Genomic DNA, 17,039 nt, shown 5'->3' with positions numbered 1-17,039 from the left:
ATCGTGTTAGTTTTTGCGCTCGATGACGTATCGGGCGAACTCTTCGAGATGCTCAGTATTATACGGAATCGCTTGTAATGCTTCGAGCGCTTCTGCAAGCAGAACTTGAGCTTTATTCATGGCACCTTCTAAGCCCAGTAGGGCTGGATAAGTGCTTTTATGCAGTTGTTGGTCTGAACCTTGCGGTTTACCTAATGTTTCAGTATCGCTGATGATGTCTAAAATATCATCTTGTACTTGAAAGGCGAGGCCTACCGCTGCCGCATAGCGATCCAGTTGCGGTAAAATAGCCAAGCCCTTTTGGCCTGCAGCCATGGCACCCATTCGGATGGCACAACGCATCAGTGCGCCCGTTTTATTGTGATGAATGGTTTCTAATTCATCTAACGTTATACGGCGATTTTCCGCGGCCAGATCTAACGCTTGGCCTAAACACATTCCCTGAGCGCCAGACGCTTCGGCTAAAGCTTGAACCATTTTGATCCGATTCGTTTCACCATGAGTGGAGAGTTGACCTTCCGCCAAAATAGTAAACGCGAGAGTTTGCAGAGCATCCCCGGTTAAAATCGCCGTTGCTTCATCAAATTTAATATGACAGGTTGGTTTTCCACGACGTAAGTCGTCGTCGTCCATGGCGGGCAAATCATCATGAATCAATGAATAAGCGTGGACACACTCGACAGCGCAAGCTGGAGTATCGAGATCAGTCAGTTGGCAGCCGAGCATTTGTCCGGTGATGTAGACCAAGTAAGGGCGAGCTCGTTTACCACCAAGCAATAAACCGTAACGCATAGCTTCAATCAAAGGAAGATGCGGATAAGGTAAACGATGTAACCACTCGTCTAGTTGCTGATTATTTCTCTGTTGAAAAGAGGAAAGCGCCTCGATCATAGGATATGTATTACTCTCTGGTTATTCGGGAACAGCGGTGAATTCAGCTAACGGTGCATCGTCCGAGTTATCAAGAAGAATGCGCACTCGTTGTTCTGCTTCATCGAGTTTGGCTTGCCCGCTGCGAGCTAAGGCGATACCCCGTTCAAATTTTTTTAATGCTTCATCGAGTGCAATATCGCCGCTTTCTAATTGTTCAACTAAGTTATCTAGCTCTTCGATTGTCGCTTCGAAGGACATATTCTCCGGTTTTTTGCTCGCCATAATCATTTTGCCTCAAAAAAGATGCACGAAAGTTACCTTAGGGCGTACAGATGGTCAAATTTAACCAAGCAAATTTGTTATAAATAAGGCGCTTTTTTATCAGACCGCTAAGCTTATCTAAAAATAGTCAAACATAACCATTAATTTTAGGAGGGCGATGATGGTCAAGACTTCAGGGGAACGTGTTGCTGCTGTAGCGTTGTTTGACTCAGTGATAAGGTCACTTATGCTGTGCTAATAATCTGAAGTTTATTGAAAGCAAAATGTTTTTTTGCGATAACGAGTCAAAGAGCGGCACTTGGGGATAGTGGGTTTTGCGTATAAACTTAACCATAATATAAGTTAAAGATTTTGCTCTTGTGCCGATAAGAAGAGTAATCTCAATAATGCAGATGACAAGCATGAGGAGCGCTTCGTGGATTTAGCAACGCTAGTAGGCCTAATTGGTGGTCTGGCTTTCGTTTTGATGGCAATGGTCGTTGGTGGTAGCCTTGTGATGTTTGTCGATGTCACATCGGTTCTGATCGTCGTCGGTGGTTCAACCTTCGTTGTGTTAGTCAAATTTACCATGGGGCAGTTTTTTGGTGCGGCCAAAATTGCCGCTAAAGCGTTTATGTTTAAAGCGGAAGAGCCTGAAGACTTAATTGCCAAAATCGTTGAGATGGCCGATGCAGCGCGTAAAGGTGGTTTCTTAGCGTTAGAAGAGATGGAAATCTCTAATTCATTTATGCAAAAAGGCATCGATTTATTGGTTGATGGGCACGATGCTGATGTCGTTCGCACCGCATTACAAAAAGACATCGTTTTAACCGATGAGCGCCATGAATTAGGGACGGGTGTTTTTCGTGCCTTTGGTGATGTAGCCCCTGCGATGGGGATGATCGGTACGTTGATAGGCTTAGTGGCCATGTTATCAAATATGGATGACCCGAAAGCTATCGGCCCAGCAATGGCGGTGGCGTTATTGACGACGTTGTATGGGGCGATCATGGCAAACATGATCTTCTTCCCGATTGCCGATAAATTGGCGTTACGCCGAGGACAAGAAACCTTAAATCGTCGTTTAATTATGGATGGTGTCTTAGCGATTCAAGATGGACAAAACCCGCGAGTGATCGATGGCTATTTGAAAAATTATCTTAATGAAGGTAAGCGAGTACTTGATGTCGATAATGAATAGCGGGGGGCCATCATGGAGGATCTAAAACGCAAATGCCCACCGCCGGGCCTGCCTGCCTATATGGGAACCTTTGCCGATTTGATGGCATTGTTGATGTGCTTTTTTGTACTGCTGCTGTCTTTTTCAGAGATGGACGTTCTTAAATTCAAACAGATCGCGGGTTCGATGAAGTTTGCGTTTGGGGTACAAAACCGTTTAGAAGTCAAAGATATACCTAAAGGGACCAGTGTGATTGCTCAAGAGTTTCGTCCAGGTCGTCCTGAGCCGACTCCTATTGACGTGATCATGCAGCAAACAATTGATATTACTCAGCAAACGTTAGAATTTCATGAAGGTGATTCTGATAGAGCCGGCGGTAATCAGCGCGATGATGGTCAGCTAACGGGCGGAGAATCTCCTGAAACCTCGACTGAAGATAGTCAAGATAATGAAGACGCTGAGCAGGAGCAAGAGCAATCTGAAGCCCTCTCTGAAGAGATGGAAATTGTTTTAGAGAACATCAAAAAAGCCTTAGATCGAGAAATTGAGCAAGGGGCTGTTGAGGTGGAAAACTTAGGCCAGCAAATTCTGATCCGTATTCGTGAGCGGGGGGCTTTTCCTGAAGGTTCCGCCTTTTTACAACCTCAATTTCGACCCTTGGTTCGGCAGATTGCCGAATTAGTCAAAGACGTTCCCGGTATTGTTCAGGTGACTGGGCATACTGATAATCAACGATTAGATTCTGAGCTTTATCGCTCAAATTGGGATCTTTCAGCGCAGCGAGCAGTGTCGGTTGCGCAAGAAATGGAAAGAGTGACCGGTTTTGACCACCGACGTTTAGAAGTCAGAGGATTGGCTGATACCGCGCCGGTTGGCCCGAACGATACCGAAGCGCAACGCTCTCGTAATCGACGAGTCGAGATCGGTATCATGCAAGGAAAACCGCTGTTAAGTGAGGAGATCCCTTCACTACAATAGCATCAATCGTTGTTCTAGGTTCTCGATCCCAGAACCTAGAACCCAAATCTCCCCACTTATCATGCCATTCGCTTTTAAGCGAAGAGTCGTCATAAACCTTGCCTTTTATGATGATTTTCCTAATTGAGTAGATCGTGTATAATCCTGCCCCTTTGCTGATCTCTATCCTGAGCGTCACTGCTTAGCATGAAGCTCAATGCTTGTTTTGAACCTAATTTGCGAATAGCCCCATGAAATTTATTGTTAAACCCCATCCAGAAATTTTTGTTAAAAGTGAATCAGTACGTAAGCGTTTTACCAAGATTCTTGAATCGAATATTCGCAATATTATTAAAAAGCGGACCACTGGCGTTGCGGTTTTTAACCGCCGCGATCATATTGAAGTCAGTGCCAATAGCGATCAGTTTTTTCAACAAACATTAGAGATTTTAACCACCACGCCAGGTATTCAACAGATACTACAAGTCAAGCAATCGACGTTTACCGATATGCATGACATTTATCTGCAAGTGTTAGAAAACAGTCGTGAACTGATTGAAAATAAAACCTTTGCTGTACGTGCCAAACGTCGTGGTAAGCATGATTTTTCATCGCTTGAATTAGAGCGTTATATTGGTGGTGGACTGAATCAAGCGGTTGCTTCAGCAAAAGTGAAATTAACTCGTCCTGATATTATTGTTCATATTGAAGTGGCGGATGAATTACTCAATCAGGTGATTGCTCGTTACAAAGGGTTAGGTGGTTTTCCACTCGGCACACAAGAGGACGTACTCAGCCTTATTTCAGGAGGTTACGATTCTGGCGTATCGAGTTATTTACACATTAAACGCGGTTCTAAAGTCCATTATTGCTTTTTCAATCTGGGCGGGCCTGCGCATGAAATCGGTGTTAAGCAAGTCGCGCACTATTTATGGAACAAGTACGGCTCGTCAGCCAAGGTACGCTTTATCTCTGTTGATTTTGAGCCGGTTGTTGCTGAGATTTTAGAGAAAATTGACGATGGTCAGATGGGCGTAGTGCTCAAACGTATGTTTATGCGGGTTGCTGGCCGTATTGCAGAGAAGTTTGGTATTCAGGCGTTGGTGACTGGCGAGGCGATTGGCCAAGTCTCCAGTCAGACCTTGACCAATTTGCGTCATATTGATGGTGTGACCGATCGTCTTATTCTTCGTCCACTGATCAACTGGGATAAAGGCGATATCATGGATCTTGCCCGTGATATTGGCACAGAAGATTTCGCGAAAACCATGCCAGAATATTGTGGTGTGATTTCTAAAAACCCAACCGTAAAAGCGGTAAAAGCTCTATTAGAAGAACAAGAAGCGAAATTCGATTTTACTATCTTAGATAAAGTGATTTATGACGCTCGTTTGATGGATATTCGTGATATCGAAAAAGAGAGTCAGCAGCAAGCGCCGGAAGTGGAACAGGTCGATGCGGTGCAAGAGGACGCTATTGTGCTCGATATTCGTAGCCCAGAAGAGGAAGATGACGCACCATTAGAGCTTGACGGTATTGAAGTGATGACCATTCCATTCTACAAGTTAGCCACCAAGTTCGGCGATCTTGATCAGTCCAAAACCTATTTGCTTTATTGTCAACGAGGCGTGATGAGTCGTTTACAAGCCTTATACTTAAAAGAGCAAGGTTTTGACAATGTTAAAGTCTACCGTCCTTAGTTAACTTTAATCCGTTGTTAAACTACGTTTTGCCCAGTTGATGCTGCTGGGCTTTTTATTATAGCCAAACAAGTTGGAGTCAACACTGCGGCGGCTTCAAGTAGGAAGTGGGTGGCGAATAGATAAAAAAACACCGCCAAAAGGCGGTGCTAAATATTTGACAGACAGGTCAAAAAATAAATACAGGAAGTATTTGTTTTGTTACAGGGGATAACTGTACAAAACAGGGTGGTAGAAACTACCGAACTCGAAAAACGAGTTTGCAAACACAACATCGCAACAGCAAACCAATTGATTCAAAAAGAATCAAGCCGTTCAGGCTTGCGTTACGGGGTGCAATATAGATTTTCTCTGGCTGGTTAGCAACGGACAATTTATAATGTTTCACATAAAAAAAACTAATCGGTTTTAGAGTGTCCCTATGTCCAGAAGATTACCACCGCTCAATTCATTAAAAGTCTTTGAAGCGGCTGCACGTCATTTAAGTTTTACCCGAGCGGCGGAAGAGTTATTTGTGACTCAAGCGGCGGTTAGCCACCAAATCAAGGCGTTAGAAGAATTCCTTGGCCTTAAGCTATTTCGTCGCCGTAATCGTTCTTTACTACTAACGGAAGAAGGGCAAGGCTATTTTCTCGATATTAAGGATATTTTTAGTGCGTTGGCGGAAGCTACTGACAAATTACTTGAGCGAAGTGAAAAAGGCGCATTGACCATCAGTCTGCCGCCCAGTTTTGCTATTCAGTGGTTGGTGCCTCGCCTGGCGGATTTTAATCATCAACAACCTGACATTGATGTGCGTATCAAAGCGGTGGATATGGAAGAAGGATCACTCACCGATGATGTCGATGTAGCGATTTACTATGGTCGAGGTAATTGGCCTGGCCTGCGGGCGGATAAATTGTACCAAGAGTTTTTGATCCCGCTTTGCTCACCTGCGCTGTTAGTCGGTCCGAAGCCTTTAGTCACCTTAAGTGATTTAGCACGACATACATTATTGCATGATACGTCACGCAAGGATTGGAAGCAGTTTGCTAAAGAAAATGGTTTAGATTCGCTGAATGTTAATCAAGGGCCTATTTTTAGTCATTCAACTATGGTGTTGCAGGCTGCCGCTCATGGACAAGGCGTCGCGTTAGGCAATAACGTGTTAGCACAACCGGAATTAGATGCTGGACGCTTGGTGGCCCCATTTGATGAAGTGTTGATGACCAAAAATGCGTTTTATGTTGTTTGTCATGAGAAGCAAGCGGACATGGGACGAATTGCGACTTTTCGAGATTGGATGTTGAAAAAAGCGCGTAAAGAACAAGAGGTAATATTAGATGACGCAAGCCATAACCCCTTATGAATCAGTGATTATCGATGAGCCGAGCTGCGATGAATCATCTGCTTTAGCGGCGACATTTATTTTTGCCCATGGGGCAGGAGCGGATAAAACCCATCCATTTATGCAGACGATTGCCAAGGGTTTGGCCGCTAAAGGGATTCGCGTGGTGCGTTTTGATTTTCCTTATATGGTTAAACGTCAGCAAGATGGCAAACGTCGTCCACCCGATCGCGCGCCTAAGTTACTCGAAGCTTACACAAAAGTGATTGAACAGTTCGCAAATCAACCACTGGTGATTGGTGGTAAATCCATGGGGGGCCGCATAGCATCACATCTGACAGAACACCCACAAGTACAAGCGGTCGCTTGTCTTGGCTTTCCATTCCATCCACCGGGCAAGCCGGAACGATACAAAGGGGAGCATTTAGCCTCACTGAGCAAGCCATGCCTGATCTTACAAGGGCAGCGTGATACTTTCGGCTCACAGGCGGAAGTCGAACAGTTTCCACTGAGTCGTTCGGTTTCAGTGCAGTATCTTCCGGATGGCGATCATAGTTTTGCACCAAGAAAATCATCGGGTTACCGCTTAGAAGATAACCTTGCTTGGGCAATTGAATCTTTGGCGCAGTTTATTGGTGAGGTTTATGATGAAAAGTAGTCAATCACTGACACTGATTGTGGGTGGGCTCGTCTGTGGTATCTCGGTCTCTTTAGGGGCGTTTGCCGCTCATGGTTTAAAAGCTCAACTGACGGAATATGCCTTAACGATTTTTCAAACCGCTGCTCATTATCAATTTATGCATGGTCTGGCGATCATTGCTTGCGGTTTAGCTCTTGGTTTACCGTTAATGGAAAAGTCGCGAAATTATTTTGGTCGTGCGGCGATTTGCTTTATCATCGGCATCTTTTGTTTCAGCGGTAGTCTTTACCTATTAGCGTTGACCGGAGTGTCGTGGATCGGCTTCGTAACGCCTATTGGTGGACTGCTGTTTTTATTAGGCTGGTGCATGTTCGTTCTAGCCGCGATTAATATCAAAGAGGTAAGAGTGTGAAACAAGTCATGCTGTACTGTCGTGCGGGCTTTGAAAAAGAGTGCGCCGGTGAAATTCAGGATAAAGCGACAAAGCTTGAAGTGTATGGTTTTCCTCGCCTTAAAAATAATACCGGTTATGTACTGTTTGAGTGTTATCAAGCGGAAGATGCCGACAAACTCATTAAAAACATTGATTTTCAAACGCTTATTTTTGCTCGACAAATGTTTGCAGTGACCGCTGAGTTTACTGAGTTACCGAAAGATGACCGAATCTCACCGATTTTGAGTTATTTTAAACAGGAACAAGCATTTCCACAGTGTGGTGATTTACGTATTGAAACGCCAGACACTAATGAAGCAAAAGAACTGCTTAAGTTTTGTCGTAAATTTACCGTGCCGCTGCGTCAAGCGCTGCGTAGCCATGGAGTACTATTGGCTAAAGAGAGTACTAAAAAACCGGTGTTGCATGTTTGTTTTACCGCTCCTGGACACTGTTATTTAGGCTATTCGTATAGCCATAATAACTCGCCATTTTTTATGGGGATTCCTCGTTTAAAATTCCCAGCAGATGCGCCAAGCCGCTCGACCTTAAAATTAGAAGAAGCCTTTCATGTCTTTATCCCTCGTGCGGAATGGGATACGCGTTTGGCATCCGGTATGTGGGCGGTGGATCTCGGTGCTTGCCCTGGTGGCTGGACTTATCAATTAGTTAAGCGTTCGATGTTTGTTCATGCCGTGGATAATGGCATGATGGCGCAAAGCTTAATGGACACCGGTCAGGTTAAACATCATATGGAAGATGGTTTTAAGTTTGAACCGCCGCGTAAGAACGTTACTTGGATTGTCTGCGATATGATTGAGAAGCCAGCGCGCGTTGCTCAGTTGATGGGGGAGTGGATCATCAGTGGTTGGGCTAAAGAGGCGATCTTTAATCTCAAATTACCGATGAAGGGGCGTTATGATGAGGTGTTACAAGATATTGAGAATCTGAAAGATTTTCTGAAACAGAATAAAGTTAAGTTTCGTTTACAAGCTAAGCATCTCTATCATGATCGAGAAGAGATCACCGTTCATGTCCAATCTTTATCGTCGATTTCTCCTTATTAAAGCGGAGTGATCTGGTCCGTTTTGAGCCTAGCTTTTCGGTTCAAAACGGATATCTTGCAAATTAAAACCGAGTTCAATGTCAGTTTTCAGGGTCGCAACTTGCTTGCAAATTCGTGCCATTTCAATCTCTTGATCGAGTTTTTTGCGATATTTACTGGCTAAGGCTTCACTGGCATAAGCGTGTTCAATGTCAGTAAATTGAGTGAGGATCGCTTGAGCTGCTTTAGGGCCGAGACCAGCGACACCTGGTACTTGGCTCGAACTCATGCCCGTTAGACCCCAATAGTCGGTCAATTGGCTTGGTTTGACGCCAAATTCTTGTTCAATAAATGGCGCATCTAGCCAGCGATGTTGAAAATAATCACGAATTTGTAAGGTTGGAGACAACAGCTGACAATAGCCTTTATCAGTGGAAATGATCGTTACTTTTTCACCATAACTCGCGACTTTGCAGGCAAGGGTTGCGACTAAATCATCCGCTTCATCACCTTCTGAAAGTAGTGAATCGATACCCAGTTCCCACCATGCTTGTTGAATTTGCTCCAAGCCGTTTTGCAAGCTGATGGGCATTGGCTTACGTCCTTGTTTATAGCTTGGCAGCAGTTCGGCACGCCAGCCACGATCTTGTAGCGTATGATCAAACACCGCAATCATGTGAGTCGGAGCGGATTCATTAATAATACGTTGTAAGGTGCGACAGGTGGTGTTGGCGGTGCGGGCGATATCGCTTTCATCGGGTTGAGCGGAATGCACTCTGCGGATCAGGTTTAACGCATCGATAATCACAAGATGAATAGACATAATCACCAAAAAATAAGGGCTGTTAGGCCCTTATTGTAATGAAATTAAAGCAGATTGCTATCCTTGCTGAGTGTCCACTAGGAGCTAATTCGATAGCAAGGCACATAAGCGGTTGAGCCAGGAAGCTTCATCCGATGTTGATTGACAAAGTCATTGAGTAATCGGTCCATTTTTTTCATTAATGCCGGTTCGCCATGCAGAGTAAACGGACCTTTCCGCTCAATCTCGCGGATCCCTTCCGCTTTGACATTACCAGCAACAATCCCAGAAAAAGCTTTGCGTAAGTTGGAAGCGAGAACTTCTGGGCGTTGATTAAGATGTAAATCCAAGCTCGCCATGCTGTCATGAGTCGGATCAAAGGGCAGTTGGAATTCTGGTTCAATTTTTAATGACCAGTTATAACTGTACGCATCGTCGTGATCTTTTCGATGCTGACGAACCAGTGGCATGGCATCTTTCATAATTCTTGCCGCTTGAACCGGATCATCAATCACAATCGTGTAGTGTTTGCGGGCTTCTTCACCCAGCGTACTACCAATAAATTGATCGATTGAGCGGAAATACGCTTCGCTCTCTTTTGGACCCGTCAATACAATCGGCATTGGTTGGTCTGCATTATCCGGGTGCATCATGATCCCGAGAATATACAGCAGCTCTTCTGCGGTTCCTGGGCCTCCAGGGAAAATGATGATTCCGTGTGCCATTCGGGCAAAGGCTTCAAGACGCTTTTCGATATCAGGCATAATCACCAATTGATTGACGATCGGGTTTGGTGGCTCGGCAGCAATGATTGACGGTTCAGTTAAGCCCAAGTAGCGCTGTTGCTGATAGCGTTGTTTGGCATGGCCAATAGCCGCGCCTTTCATTGGCCCTTCCATGGCTCCGGGCCCACATCCGGTACAGATATTGAGTTCTCTTAGCCCTAATTCATGGCCAACTTCACGGGTATATTGATATTCGGTCTCATTGATGGAATGCCCACCCCAACAGACGACAAGGTTAGGTTCTACCCCTGTCACCAAAGTGCCTGCATTGCGTAAGATACTGAATACTAAATTAGTGATATGGCTGGCATTGGTCAGGTTCAGTCTTTGATTTTCAGATAAGTGCATGTTGACGTAAACAATATCACGCAGCACAGCAAACAGGTGTTCTTGAATCCCTTTGATGATTTGCCCGTCGACAAACGCTTGCTCTGGTGGATTGGTGAGCTCGAGTTTAATGCCCCGCTCACGACGCAGTACGGTGATATCGAAGTTTTTGTACTGTTCGAGCATTTCTTTGGAGTTATCGGTATGGCTTCCGGAATTGAGTACTGCCAAACTACAATTGCGATACAGCTGATAGAGATCACTGGATGCGGTTTTTTTGAGTCTTTCTACTTCAAGTTGCGACAGTAGATCCATACTGCCGGCTGGGCTAACTTGAGTGATCATCTTGACCTCCTTAACAATCGGGGGGGAAGTGCTATTGGTCCTATGTCATCAATGCACTCTTTCAATCATAGTCGTTATTGATGGAGATAGAGTTTACACGAGTGACTTAGGAGGAACACTCTGTCGTATCGGGATGCCATTTTAGTTCGTTTAGATTCAACAGTCTGAAATGGCTTATTAATCTTGTGCGTAACAATGGTTTTGGAAAACATCGCTAGGCGCAAGATGTGAAATGAGTCACTAAGTTTACGGCAAATGGTTAAATGTTGTTCGTTTGGTGGCTTATTTCCAAGCCAGTTGATTAGGACCATAAGGCTTCATCTCCTGTAGGGAACGATGCAACCGTTCAAGAACAATTTCTGGTGTATCGGCTTCTTTAAAGTGGGTTGAAGCGGCACTAAGAGTGATGGTGATCTGTTTATCGCGAAATTTAAAAGGCAGTCTAGCCACATTACGCTGTATTTTTTGTATAACCTGATGGCACTCATTATCGGCGCGTTCTGGCAACAGTAAGATGAATTCTTCTCCTGAAAAACGCGCGGCGGTATCGGTTTTTTCCAGCTCTTTATGAATGGTTCGAGCAATCACTTTTAACGCTTTATCCCCAGCAAGATAACCAAAACTTTCATTAATCGCTTTAAAAGCATCAATATCTAAAATCACCAAACGCAAATTATGCTGCGTGCGAATCCAGCGCCGATACTCTAATTCTAATCGATCATTAAACGCAGTGCGGTTATACAATTTGGTCAGTGGATCTTGCAGTAGTCGCTGCGCTTGATCTTCTAATCGACGGCGATAATCTTGAGTCAGTTCTAGCAAGGTTTCCATTTGGTGCTGGGTATATTGCATACGTTCAATCAGCACTTGTTCTCGTTGTTCAGCATGAATCAAACGCTCGGATAAGGCTTCAATTTCACTAAATACCGCACTTACAGGCTTATTGGATTCGTTGGCTTGAGATGATAAAGCATGCTGGCCGCGGTTGACGAGGTGAAGGAGATCTTGATGCATATGTTGGCGATGCTGTTGATAATGGGTGCTTTGCTCAAGATTAACGCGGGTGCTTTGCAGATTTTTCGATAATGAACTATTGATTTGTTCGAGGAATTTCTCCGAGTTTTTACGCTCATATTGAGTACCATCGATGACTAATTTCAGCACTTGCAAAGCCAGCTCAAGTAACCCTTGGCTATTAACCCCAAGCAGCAGCTTGCTGCGGATATCCGTCAGTAAATCTCCAGCCTCACCTTCAAAATCCAGCTCGGTGATCAGGTGCTGTAGTTCATCACTGAGCTGAGTCAGGAGTGCTTTATCGCCGCAATGGGGAGCTTCTTGATGCCCGAGATTAGGATTATGAGCAAAAATTTTCATCGCACGTTGGTATAAATGTAATAGACGCAACGCTTGATCTTGCTGATTGATGGTGTGATTGGTGCTTAACAGTTGCTGAACATCGCGTTTCAGTTTGATGGGTAATCCCGGTAGATACAACAGGGTCTCTGCACACTGTTTCACTCGGACATCCATAGGGTGAGTTTGATGTTCATCGTTCGACGTTTGTGATTTCAACATGCGCTCCAGTACGGCTAAACCAGGAAAATTGAGCTAGTCTTTAACGGCCAATTTACAGTATCTCAAGGATGAGACGCTATTTATCAATCTGTCGATAATAACAAATAATTGGTGAAGGTCATTAGCTCAATCTGTTAACCGCATAGCATTTATCCATCTTTTAAGAACTTTTTAATCTGCTCTTCATCACGATAAGATGAGTGAACCTTAATCAGTCCTTGATTGATCGCTTGTTGACACGATTTTCGGATGTTACTTGAGGCGAAACTGGCCGCAGGGGCGTTATCAATCGCCTTAAAGTAGACCCAATGGCTGGTGTTGTCTTTTAGGCTCAGCTCTCTGGCGACCCCTGTAGCCATCAATAAAATATCCAACAATTCTTTATCATTAATGGCGGTGTAGGCTCTGGGTAAAAAAGGATAATCGGCAATTCCCAAGCGAATGGTTCGGTTTAAACGCCGCTCTGGTTGGAACTGATTGATTAAGTCTTGGACTTTATTAAACAGCTCTTCTGGTGGCCGATCTCTATCGATATTCGGTTCAATGTACAGTAAGTTTGCATCCGAGAAATGATAGAGCCGGGCTGGTTCTTCAAGATGGTCAGTTAAAAAACGCCCAAACGCATGTTCGAGCTCTACGCCTGCCGTATAGCCATGTTGTAAGTACATACTACGCAGAAAAGGGAGATCAATCATCGCGAAGCGTAAGCGATCATTTAACGGTTCATGAATCAATTCACCAATTAACCACTGCTCGTAATTATAGCTACTGCGTTGAAGAGAAGAGAGTAACTTCGCATTGAGCATTCTTAGGTTGGGTAAACGAGAGCGAGAATGCGTGAATAAATGGCTATTCAGTTCATCGATTTCGTCTTGTTGGTTTTGGATAATATAACCACGACGCATCAGGTAGAGAAACAACACAATGCTGGTTAAAAATAGCGTAAAAGCGATTTTTTGAAATTTGCTGTATTCACGTTGAGTCGCTTGTAGGGCTTTTTCTTGGCCAACTAAATGCAGTGTTTGTTCAACAAATTCTTTTTGCTGGCGAAAGGCATCTTCACTAATTTGGTTAAGCTGAGCTTGGCGAAGTTGAGTGATTTGGTGACTTTTTTTACTCCATTCTAACGCGGGTAAATACTGCTCTTTTTGCTCATAACCTAAGGAAAGAAGTTGATAGGCTTGCGCTTCAATGTCCATGTCGTGTAGCGTTTCATTAAACTTTAGTGCCTCTTGAGCGTAGTCAATCACTTGTTTATTGTTTTGCTGAGAGAGGGCTAACTGAGCACTAAGTAAGGCCGCTCGTGCTTGTAGATGTCGATTGTGGCTGTATTGCAGTAGTTCTTTCGCTACGGTTAGATACTGTTCGGCCAACGTATAGTTATAGAGCTGCCGATAAGTCGCGGATAAACTTAACCGAACATCAATCACACTGGCCAGATTGAGTTCACTGCTTTCATGATCGATAACATTAAAATAATGCACCAAGGCTAAATTATATTTACCTTGTTGAAAATAAACGTCACCCATCCGTTTAAGTACAGAAACAAGGATCGGCGATTTTTCATAGTTACCATAAAACTCGGCGGCTTGAGAGAGATGAACTAAAGCTTTATCCAGCACTCGCCGTTCATAAAACAGCTGTGCTAATAGGTTATTGGTTTTTGCTAATTCTGCGCTGGCATTGGTTTCTATCGCTCCCCAATAAGCCGTGAGTAGCTCAGATAAAGCTAAATTGTAGAGTTTATGGTGTAAATAGTGCTCTCCGACGATCACGTGATATTCAATCAAGGGTTTTTTGGCTTGCAATGATTCAAGGTAAGGTTTGGCTTCTGCAAACAGTTGATTAGCCAGAGTAAGCTCGTTATTTTGTGATGCAATTTCTGCGCTGAGCATGGTGATATGGTAATCAATCTGTTTAGAGAGGCGATGTTCTTCGAGCAAGAGAGGGTGCTGATTGGTGATCTCGCGCAGTTGTTGACGAGCGGCATCGGCATCGTGATTGTGTCGCCACTGTAAACGAATCGTCATAATATCTAGCTCTAACGCCAAATAAGGAAGCTCATGCTCTTGCGCGAGCTGTTTGGCTTCATCGAGCGTATCAAACGCCGTTTGTGTATTACCCAAGATAAACTCAGCAGTGGCTAAAATTTTTAGCGCATCAATGGTACTGCTTGGCGTTCGAATGCGGCTATCGGTTTCATCTCGACTAATATTGGACGGTGTTTTTTCGGTTTTATCCGCCAGCTTACGCTGCTCTAAATACTCTTCGACGAGATTTTTGGCCTGAATGGGAGAAATCTCCAATAAACCGTGTGCTTCGTTAAGTTGCGGCAAAGCGTAGACGGCGGCTTTTACCCAAGGAGAAATGCTCAGTAGGAGTAGGCAAACGTAAGGTATCCAGCGGAAAGAGGGCATTATAATGGGCGTCCTTTTATTGGCGAGCCATGCGCAAATTGTGCTCAGGTGAAGGCCGTTCGGTTGAGCGGAATGGATTGATGTCTAAGCCGCCTCGACGTGTGTAACGCGCCAATACAGTGAGTTGTTTAGGTTGGCAGTAACGACACAAATCGTGGAAAATTCGCTCAACGCATTGCTCGTGAAATTCATTATGCTCACGGAATGAGACAATATAACGCAATAATGCTTCGCGTTGTATTTTTGGCCCGTGATAGGTGATTTCAACACTGCCCCAATCGGGTTGATTGGTGATCAAGCAGTTTGATTTGAGTAAGTGGCTGTGCAGCGTTTCGGTGACGATTTCAGCATCCGTCGCTTGTTCCAATAAGCTCGCATCAAACTGATAGTGTTCGATTTCAATATCTTGCTGATCAATACATTCTCCTTGCATCGAAACAATCGGTTGATTGGTATAGTGATCCAGTGAGAATAACCGTACTTCAACGGTTTCACCGGCGCACGCCGACAGATCGTTAATTAAGTGAGTTTGTACCGTTTGCCAGTCTTGAAAACGAGATTGATTGAAGCTGTTTAAATACAGTTTGAACGATTTAGACTCAATTAAGTTAGCGCTGGTGGCTGGAATGCGCACTTCACCAATCGCCACTTGTGGTAGACCGTTACTGTTTAGCCAAGAGAGCTCATATAAAGTCCAAATGTCACAGCCTTGAAAGGGGAGTGTCTCACCAAGATCGAGATCGTTGCGGTTGAGGCTACGTGGCACTGGCTGCAACAAACTTGGGTCATATTGGCTGGCATAGGCAGTGGCTTTGCCAAGAGTTAAGCCAGATAGCTCTTTGGCATCAGAATATTTGCTCATCATTTATCATCAAATCGATTAGAATAATCAGAATTTTACGCAATACTGCTCACGCTGTCATTAGCGTTTGTTGTCAGTTTCGTTATGGAGAACCCTATGGCTCATTTGGTCGCCGCCGCGTTGCGTGATTTCTCGCAACGTTATCTTCAAGCTTATCAACAGAGACATCATCATCTGCCTAGTAGCGATGAGTTAAGCCATATGCCTTCCCCTTGCATTGAGCAGCAAAGTAACAATAGCGTTTATTGGCAGCCGGTGGAACGTGAGCACAGTGCTGATTTACAGGCGGTGGAGCAGGGAATTGAGCTGAGTTTACATAGTGATATTGCGCCATTTTATGGCAGCCAATACAGTGGCGATTTACCGGCAACGTGGCGCGGTCACTCGCTGACGTTATTGCAAGTCTGGAGTGATGACGATTATCTTCGTTTACAGGAAAATATTCTTGGCCACTTGGTGATGCAACGGCGTTTAAAACAAAAGCCCACCATTTTTATTGCGACCACAGACGATGAAATGGCGGTGGTGTCGATTTGTAATCTCACTGGGAATGTGATTAGAGAAACGTTAGGTACCGACGAGCGGGAAGTCTTGTGCGCCGATGTGGCGGATTTTTTAAACCAACTTGAGCCAGCGGTGTAGAACGATGTATGTAGTAGAGCTTGAGTTTGAATGTTTTGATAACACGACCATCAGTGCGGTAGATAAAGCGGTCAACGGTTTGATGGATGCCTTGCGCTATAACGGTCAAGTATTGGGTAGAGAGTTTCCGCTGGTGCTTGGTGATGGCGAGTTTTTCTTGCGCGCCGTGTGCCCAGAGCAAGATAGTTTGCACCCGAAATACCATTCAGATTTTGTCAAAGCTTGCTTGCATCGCTTATCGGAGGCTTGTTTACTGGCGCCTAAAGTGCGTTTGCTTGGCCGTGATATTAACTCAGAACAAGCAGCAGACTGCGAGCCACCGAGTTGGCAGGTGCTATACACCACTTATGTGCATACTTGCTCGCCACTTCGTAGCGGCGATACTCTATTGCCCATCCCTTTGTATCGTAATTCGCCTACTTTTAATGGTGACCATAAAGCGGTGATCAAATGGCAAACGGAATGGCAAGCTTGTGATGAAATTCAGATGGCAGGAGGCTGCAAAGCTGAACACGCCGCGCTGCATGAGCTGTGTGATATTGATAGCGATCTATTTCGTCGTGGTTGGGATTTACGGGGACGTATCGAGTATTTAACCAAGATCCCGACCTATTACTATCAGTACCGAGTGGGTGGAACGAGCTTAGCCGATGAGCAAGCTCGTCCTTGTCCTAAGTGTGGCGGCGCGTGGTTACTGGATGAGCCTATCCATGAGATTTTCCATTTTAAATGCGATGACTGCAAAATCGTTTCTAATCTCTCTTGGGATCATTTGAAAAATGAGCCCGTCGCTTGATCCTAATCGCGAGCATTGACTGATGACCGCGAATAAAAAAGAGACCAGCCAGTGGCGGTCTCTTTTTTGTCG

General features: G+C 44.6%; 15 protein-coding genes and 1 pseudogene. 9 read left to right on the top strand and 7 right to left on the bottom strand.

Going from position 1 to position 17,039, the window contains the following annotated elements:
- Positions 1-6: 6 nt before the first annotated feature.
- Positions 7-891: a (2E,6E)-farnesyl diphosphate synthase gene (gene ispA, locus VIB_RS09650; protein WP_040904572.1), complete on the bottom strand. Its 885-nt coding sequence runs from the start codon at positions 889-891 to the stop codon at positions 7-9.
- Positions 892-912: 21 nt separating this feature from the next.
- Entirely contained in the window at positions 913-1,155 is a 243-nt protein-coding gene (gene xseB, locus VIB_RS09645; RefSeq protein WP_004395753.1) for an exodeoxyribonuclease VII small subunit, read from the bottom strand.
- A 415-nt stretch (positions 1,156-1,570) separates the two neighbouring features.
- On the opposite strand from xseB, the gene pomA reads away from it, so the two are divergent.
- From pomA to rlmM, 7 genes are all read left to right on the top strand, one after another.
- Positions 1,571-2,335: a flagellar motor protein PomA gene (gene pomA, locus VIB_RS09640; protein WP_004395752.1), complete on the top strand. Its 765-nt coding sequence runs from the start codon at positions 1,571-1,573 to the stop codon at positions 2,333-2,335.
- A 12-nt stretch (positions 2,336-2,347) separates the two neighbouring features.
- Complete coding sequence (locus VIB_RS09635; protein WP_004395751.1) at positions 2,348-3,292, top strand: flagellar motor protein MotB; 945 nt, start codon at positions 2,348-2,350, stop codon at positions 3,290-3,292.
- A gap of 230 nt (positions 3,293-3,522) precedes the next feature.
- Complete coding sequence (gene thiI, locus VIB_RS09630; RefSeq protein ID WP_004395750.1) at positions 3,523-4,971, top strand: tRNA uracil 4-sulfurtransferase ThiI; 1,449 nt, start codon at positions 3,523-3,525, stop codon at positions 4,969-4,971.
- Between the two features lie 421 nt (positions 4,972-5,392).
- A complete protein-coding gene (locus tag VIB_RS09625) occupies positions 5,393-6,319 on the top strand; it encodes a transcriptional regulator GcvA (RefSeq protein WP_004395749.1) in 927 nt (308 codons plus the stop codon).
- Positions 6,294-6,956 (top strand): alpha/beta fold hydrolase, encoded by a 663-nt coding sequence (locus VIB_RS09620; protein WP_004395748.1) that lies wholly within the window; start codon positions 6,294-6,296, stop codon positions 6,954-6,956. Before VIB_RS09625 ends, VIB_RS09620 begins: the two co-directional genes overlap by 26 nt.
- Positions 6,946-7,350, top strand: coding sequence for a DUF423 domain-containing protein (locus VIB_RS09615; RefSeq protein ID WP_040904888.1), 405 nt, complete (start codon positions 6,946-6,948; stop codon positions 7,348-7,350). Before VIB_RS09620 ends, VIB_RS09615 begins: the two co-directional genes overlap by 11 nt.
- Positions 7,347-8,438, top strand: coding sequence for a 23S rRNA (cytidine(2498)-2'-O)-methyltransferase RlmM (gene rlmM, locus VIB_RS09610; RefSeq protein WP_004395747.1), 1,092 nt, complete (start codon positions 7,347-7,349; stop codon positions 8,436-8,438). The genes VIB_RS09615 and rlmM overlap by 4 nt, the downstream gene beginning before the upstream one ends.
- A 27-nt stretch (positions 8,439-8,465) precedes the next feature.
- On the opposite strand, the gene xni is transcribed toward rlmM, so the two are convergent.
- The 5 genes and pseudogenes from xni to queF all read right to left on the bottom strand — a co-directional run bounded on the left by xni (position 8,466) and on the right by queF (position 15,529).
- A complete protein-coding gene (gene xni / locus VIB_RS09605) occupies positions 8,466-9,239 on the bottom strand; it encodes a flap endonuclease Xni (protein ID WP_004395746.1) in 774 nt (257 codons plus the stop codon).
- Positions 9,240-9,316: 77 nt separating this feature from the next.
- On the bottom strand, positions 9,317-10,675 hold the full coding sequence (ppnN, locus tag VIB_RS09600; protein ID WP_004395745.1) for a nucleotide 5'-monophosphate nucleosidase PpnN: 1,359 nt from the start codon (positions 10,673-10,675) through the stop codon (positions 9,317-9,319).
- 282 nt (positions 10,676-10,957) lie between these two features.
- A pseudogene (locus tag VIB_RS09595) lies at positions 10,958-12,274 on the bottom strand (GGDEF domain-containing protein); the annotation flags it as partial.
- A gap of 125 nt (positions 12,275-12,399) precedes the next feature.
- A complete protein-coding gene (locus VIB_RS09590; protein WP_004395743.1) occupies positions 12,400-14,667 on the bottom strand; it encodes a tetratricopeptide repeat protein in 2,268 nt (755 codons plus the stop codon).
- Between the two features lie 16 nt (positions 14,668-14,683).
- On the bottom strand, positions 14,684-15,529 hold the full coding sequence (gene queF, locus VIB_RS09585) for an NADPH-dependent 7-cyano-7-deazaguanine reductase QueF (protein WP_004395742.1): 846 nt from the start codon (positions 15,527-15,529) through the stop codon (positions 14,684-14,686).
- 96 nt (positions 15,530-15,625) lie between these two features.
- On the opposite strand from queF, the gene syd reads away from it, so the two are divergent.
- Both syd and VIB_RS09575 read left to right on the top strand, forming a co-directional pair.
- A complete protein-coding gene (gene syd, locus VIB_RS09580; RefSeq protein ID WP_040904570.1) occupies positions 15,626-16,171 on the top strand; it encodes a SecY-interacting protein in 546 nt (181 codons plus the stop codon).
- Positions 16,172-16,175: 4 nt separating this feature from the next.
- On the top strand, positions 16,176-16,967 hold the full coding sequence (locus VIB_RS09575; protein ID WP_004395741.1) for a Zn-ribbon-containing protein: 792 nt from the start codon (positions 16,176-16,178) through the stop codon (positions 16,965-16,967).
- Positions 16,968-17,039 lie beyond the last annotated feature (72 nt).

It is taken from the genome of Vibrio metschnikovii CIP 69.14 (assembly GCF_000176155.1).
GTDB lineage: Bacteria > Pseudomonadota > Gammaproteobacteria > Enterobacterales > Vibrionaceae > Vibrio > Vibrio metschnikovii.
The sequence above is the reverse complement of the archived record's forward strand: the minus strand, read 5'-3'. Positions and strand labels throughout refer to the sequence as shown.

Coding starts and splice junctions, on each gene's coding strand:
- VIB_RS09590 (WP_004395743.1), bottom strand. CDS start 14,667: ATGCCCTCTTTCCGCTGGATACCTTACGTTTGCCTACTCCTACTGAGC.
- queF (WP_004395742.1), bottom strand. CDS start 15,529: ATGAGCAAATATTCTGATGCCAAAGAGCTATCTGGCTTAACTCTTGGC.
- VIB_RS09625 (WP_004395749.1), top strand. CDS start 5,393: ATGTCCAGAAGATTACCACCGCTCAATTCATTAAAAGTCTTTGAAGCG.
- ppnN (WP_004395745.1), bottom strand. CDS start 10,675: ATGATCACTCAAGTTAGCCCAGCCGGCAGTATGGATCTACTGTCGCAA.
- syd (WP_040904570.1), top strand. CDS start 15,626: ATGGCTCATTTGGTCGCCGCCGCGTTGCGTGATTTCTCGCAACGTTAT.
- thiI (WP_004395750.1), top strand. CDS start 3,523: ATGAAATTTATTGTTAAACCCCATCCAGAAATTTTTGTTAAAAGTGAA.
- xni (WP_004395746.1), bottom strand. CDS start 9,239: ATGTCTATTCATCTTGTGATTATCGATGCGTTAAACCTGATCCGCAGA.
- VIB_RS09635 (WP_004395751.1), top strand. CDS start 2,348: ATGGAGGATCTAAAACGCAAATGCCCACCGCCGGGCCTGCCTGCCTAT.
- ispA (WP_040904572.1), bottom strand. CDS start 891: ATGATCGAGGCGCTTTCCTCTTTTCAACAGAGAAATAATCAGCAACTA.
- VIB_RS09620 (WP_004395748.1), top strand. CDS start 6,294: ATGACGCAAGCCATAACCCCTTATGAATCAGTGATTATCGATGAGCCG.
- xseB (WP_004395753.1), bottom strand. CDS start 1,155: ATGGCGAGCAAAAAACCGGAGAATATGTCCTTCGAAGCGACAATCGAA.
- VIB_RS09615 (WP_040904888.1), top strand. CDS start 6,946: ATGAAAAGTAGTCAATCACTGACACTGATTGTGGGTGGGCTCGTCTGT.
- VIB_RS09575 (WP_004395741.1), top strand. CDS start 16,176: ATGTATGTAGTAGAGCTTGAGTTTGAATGTTTTGATAACACGACCATC.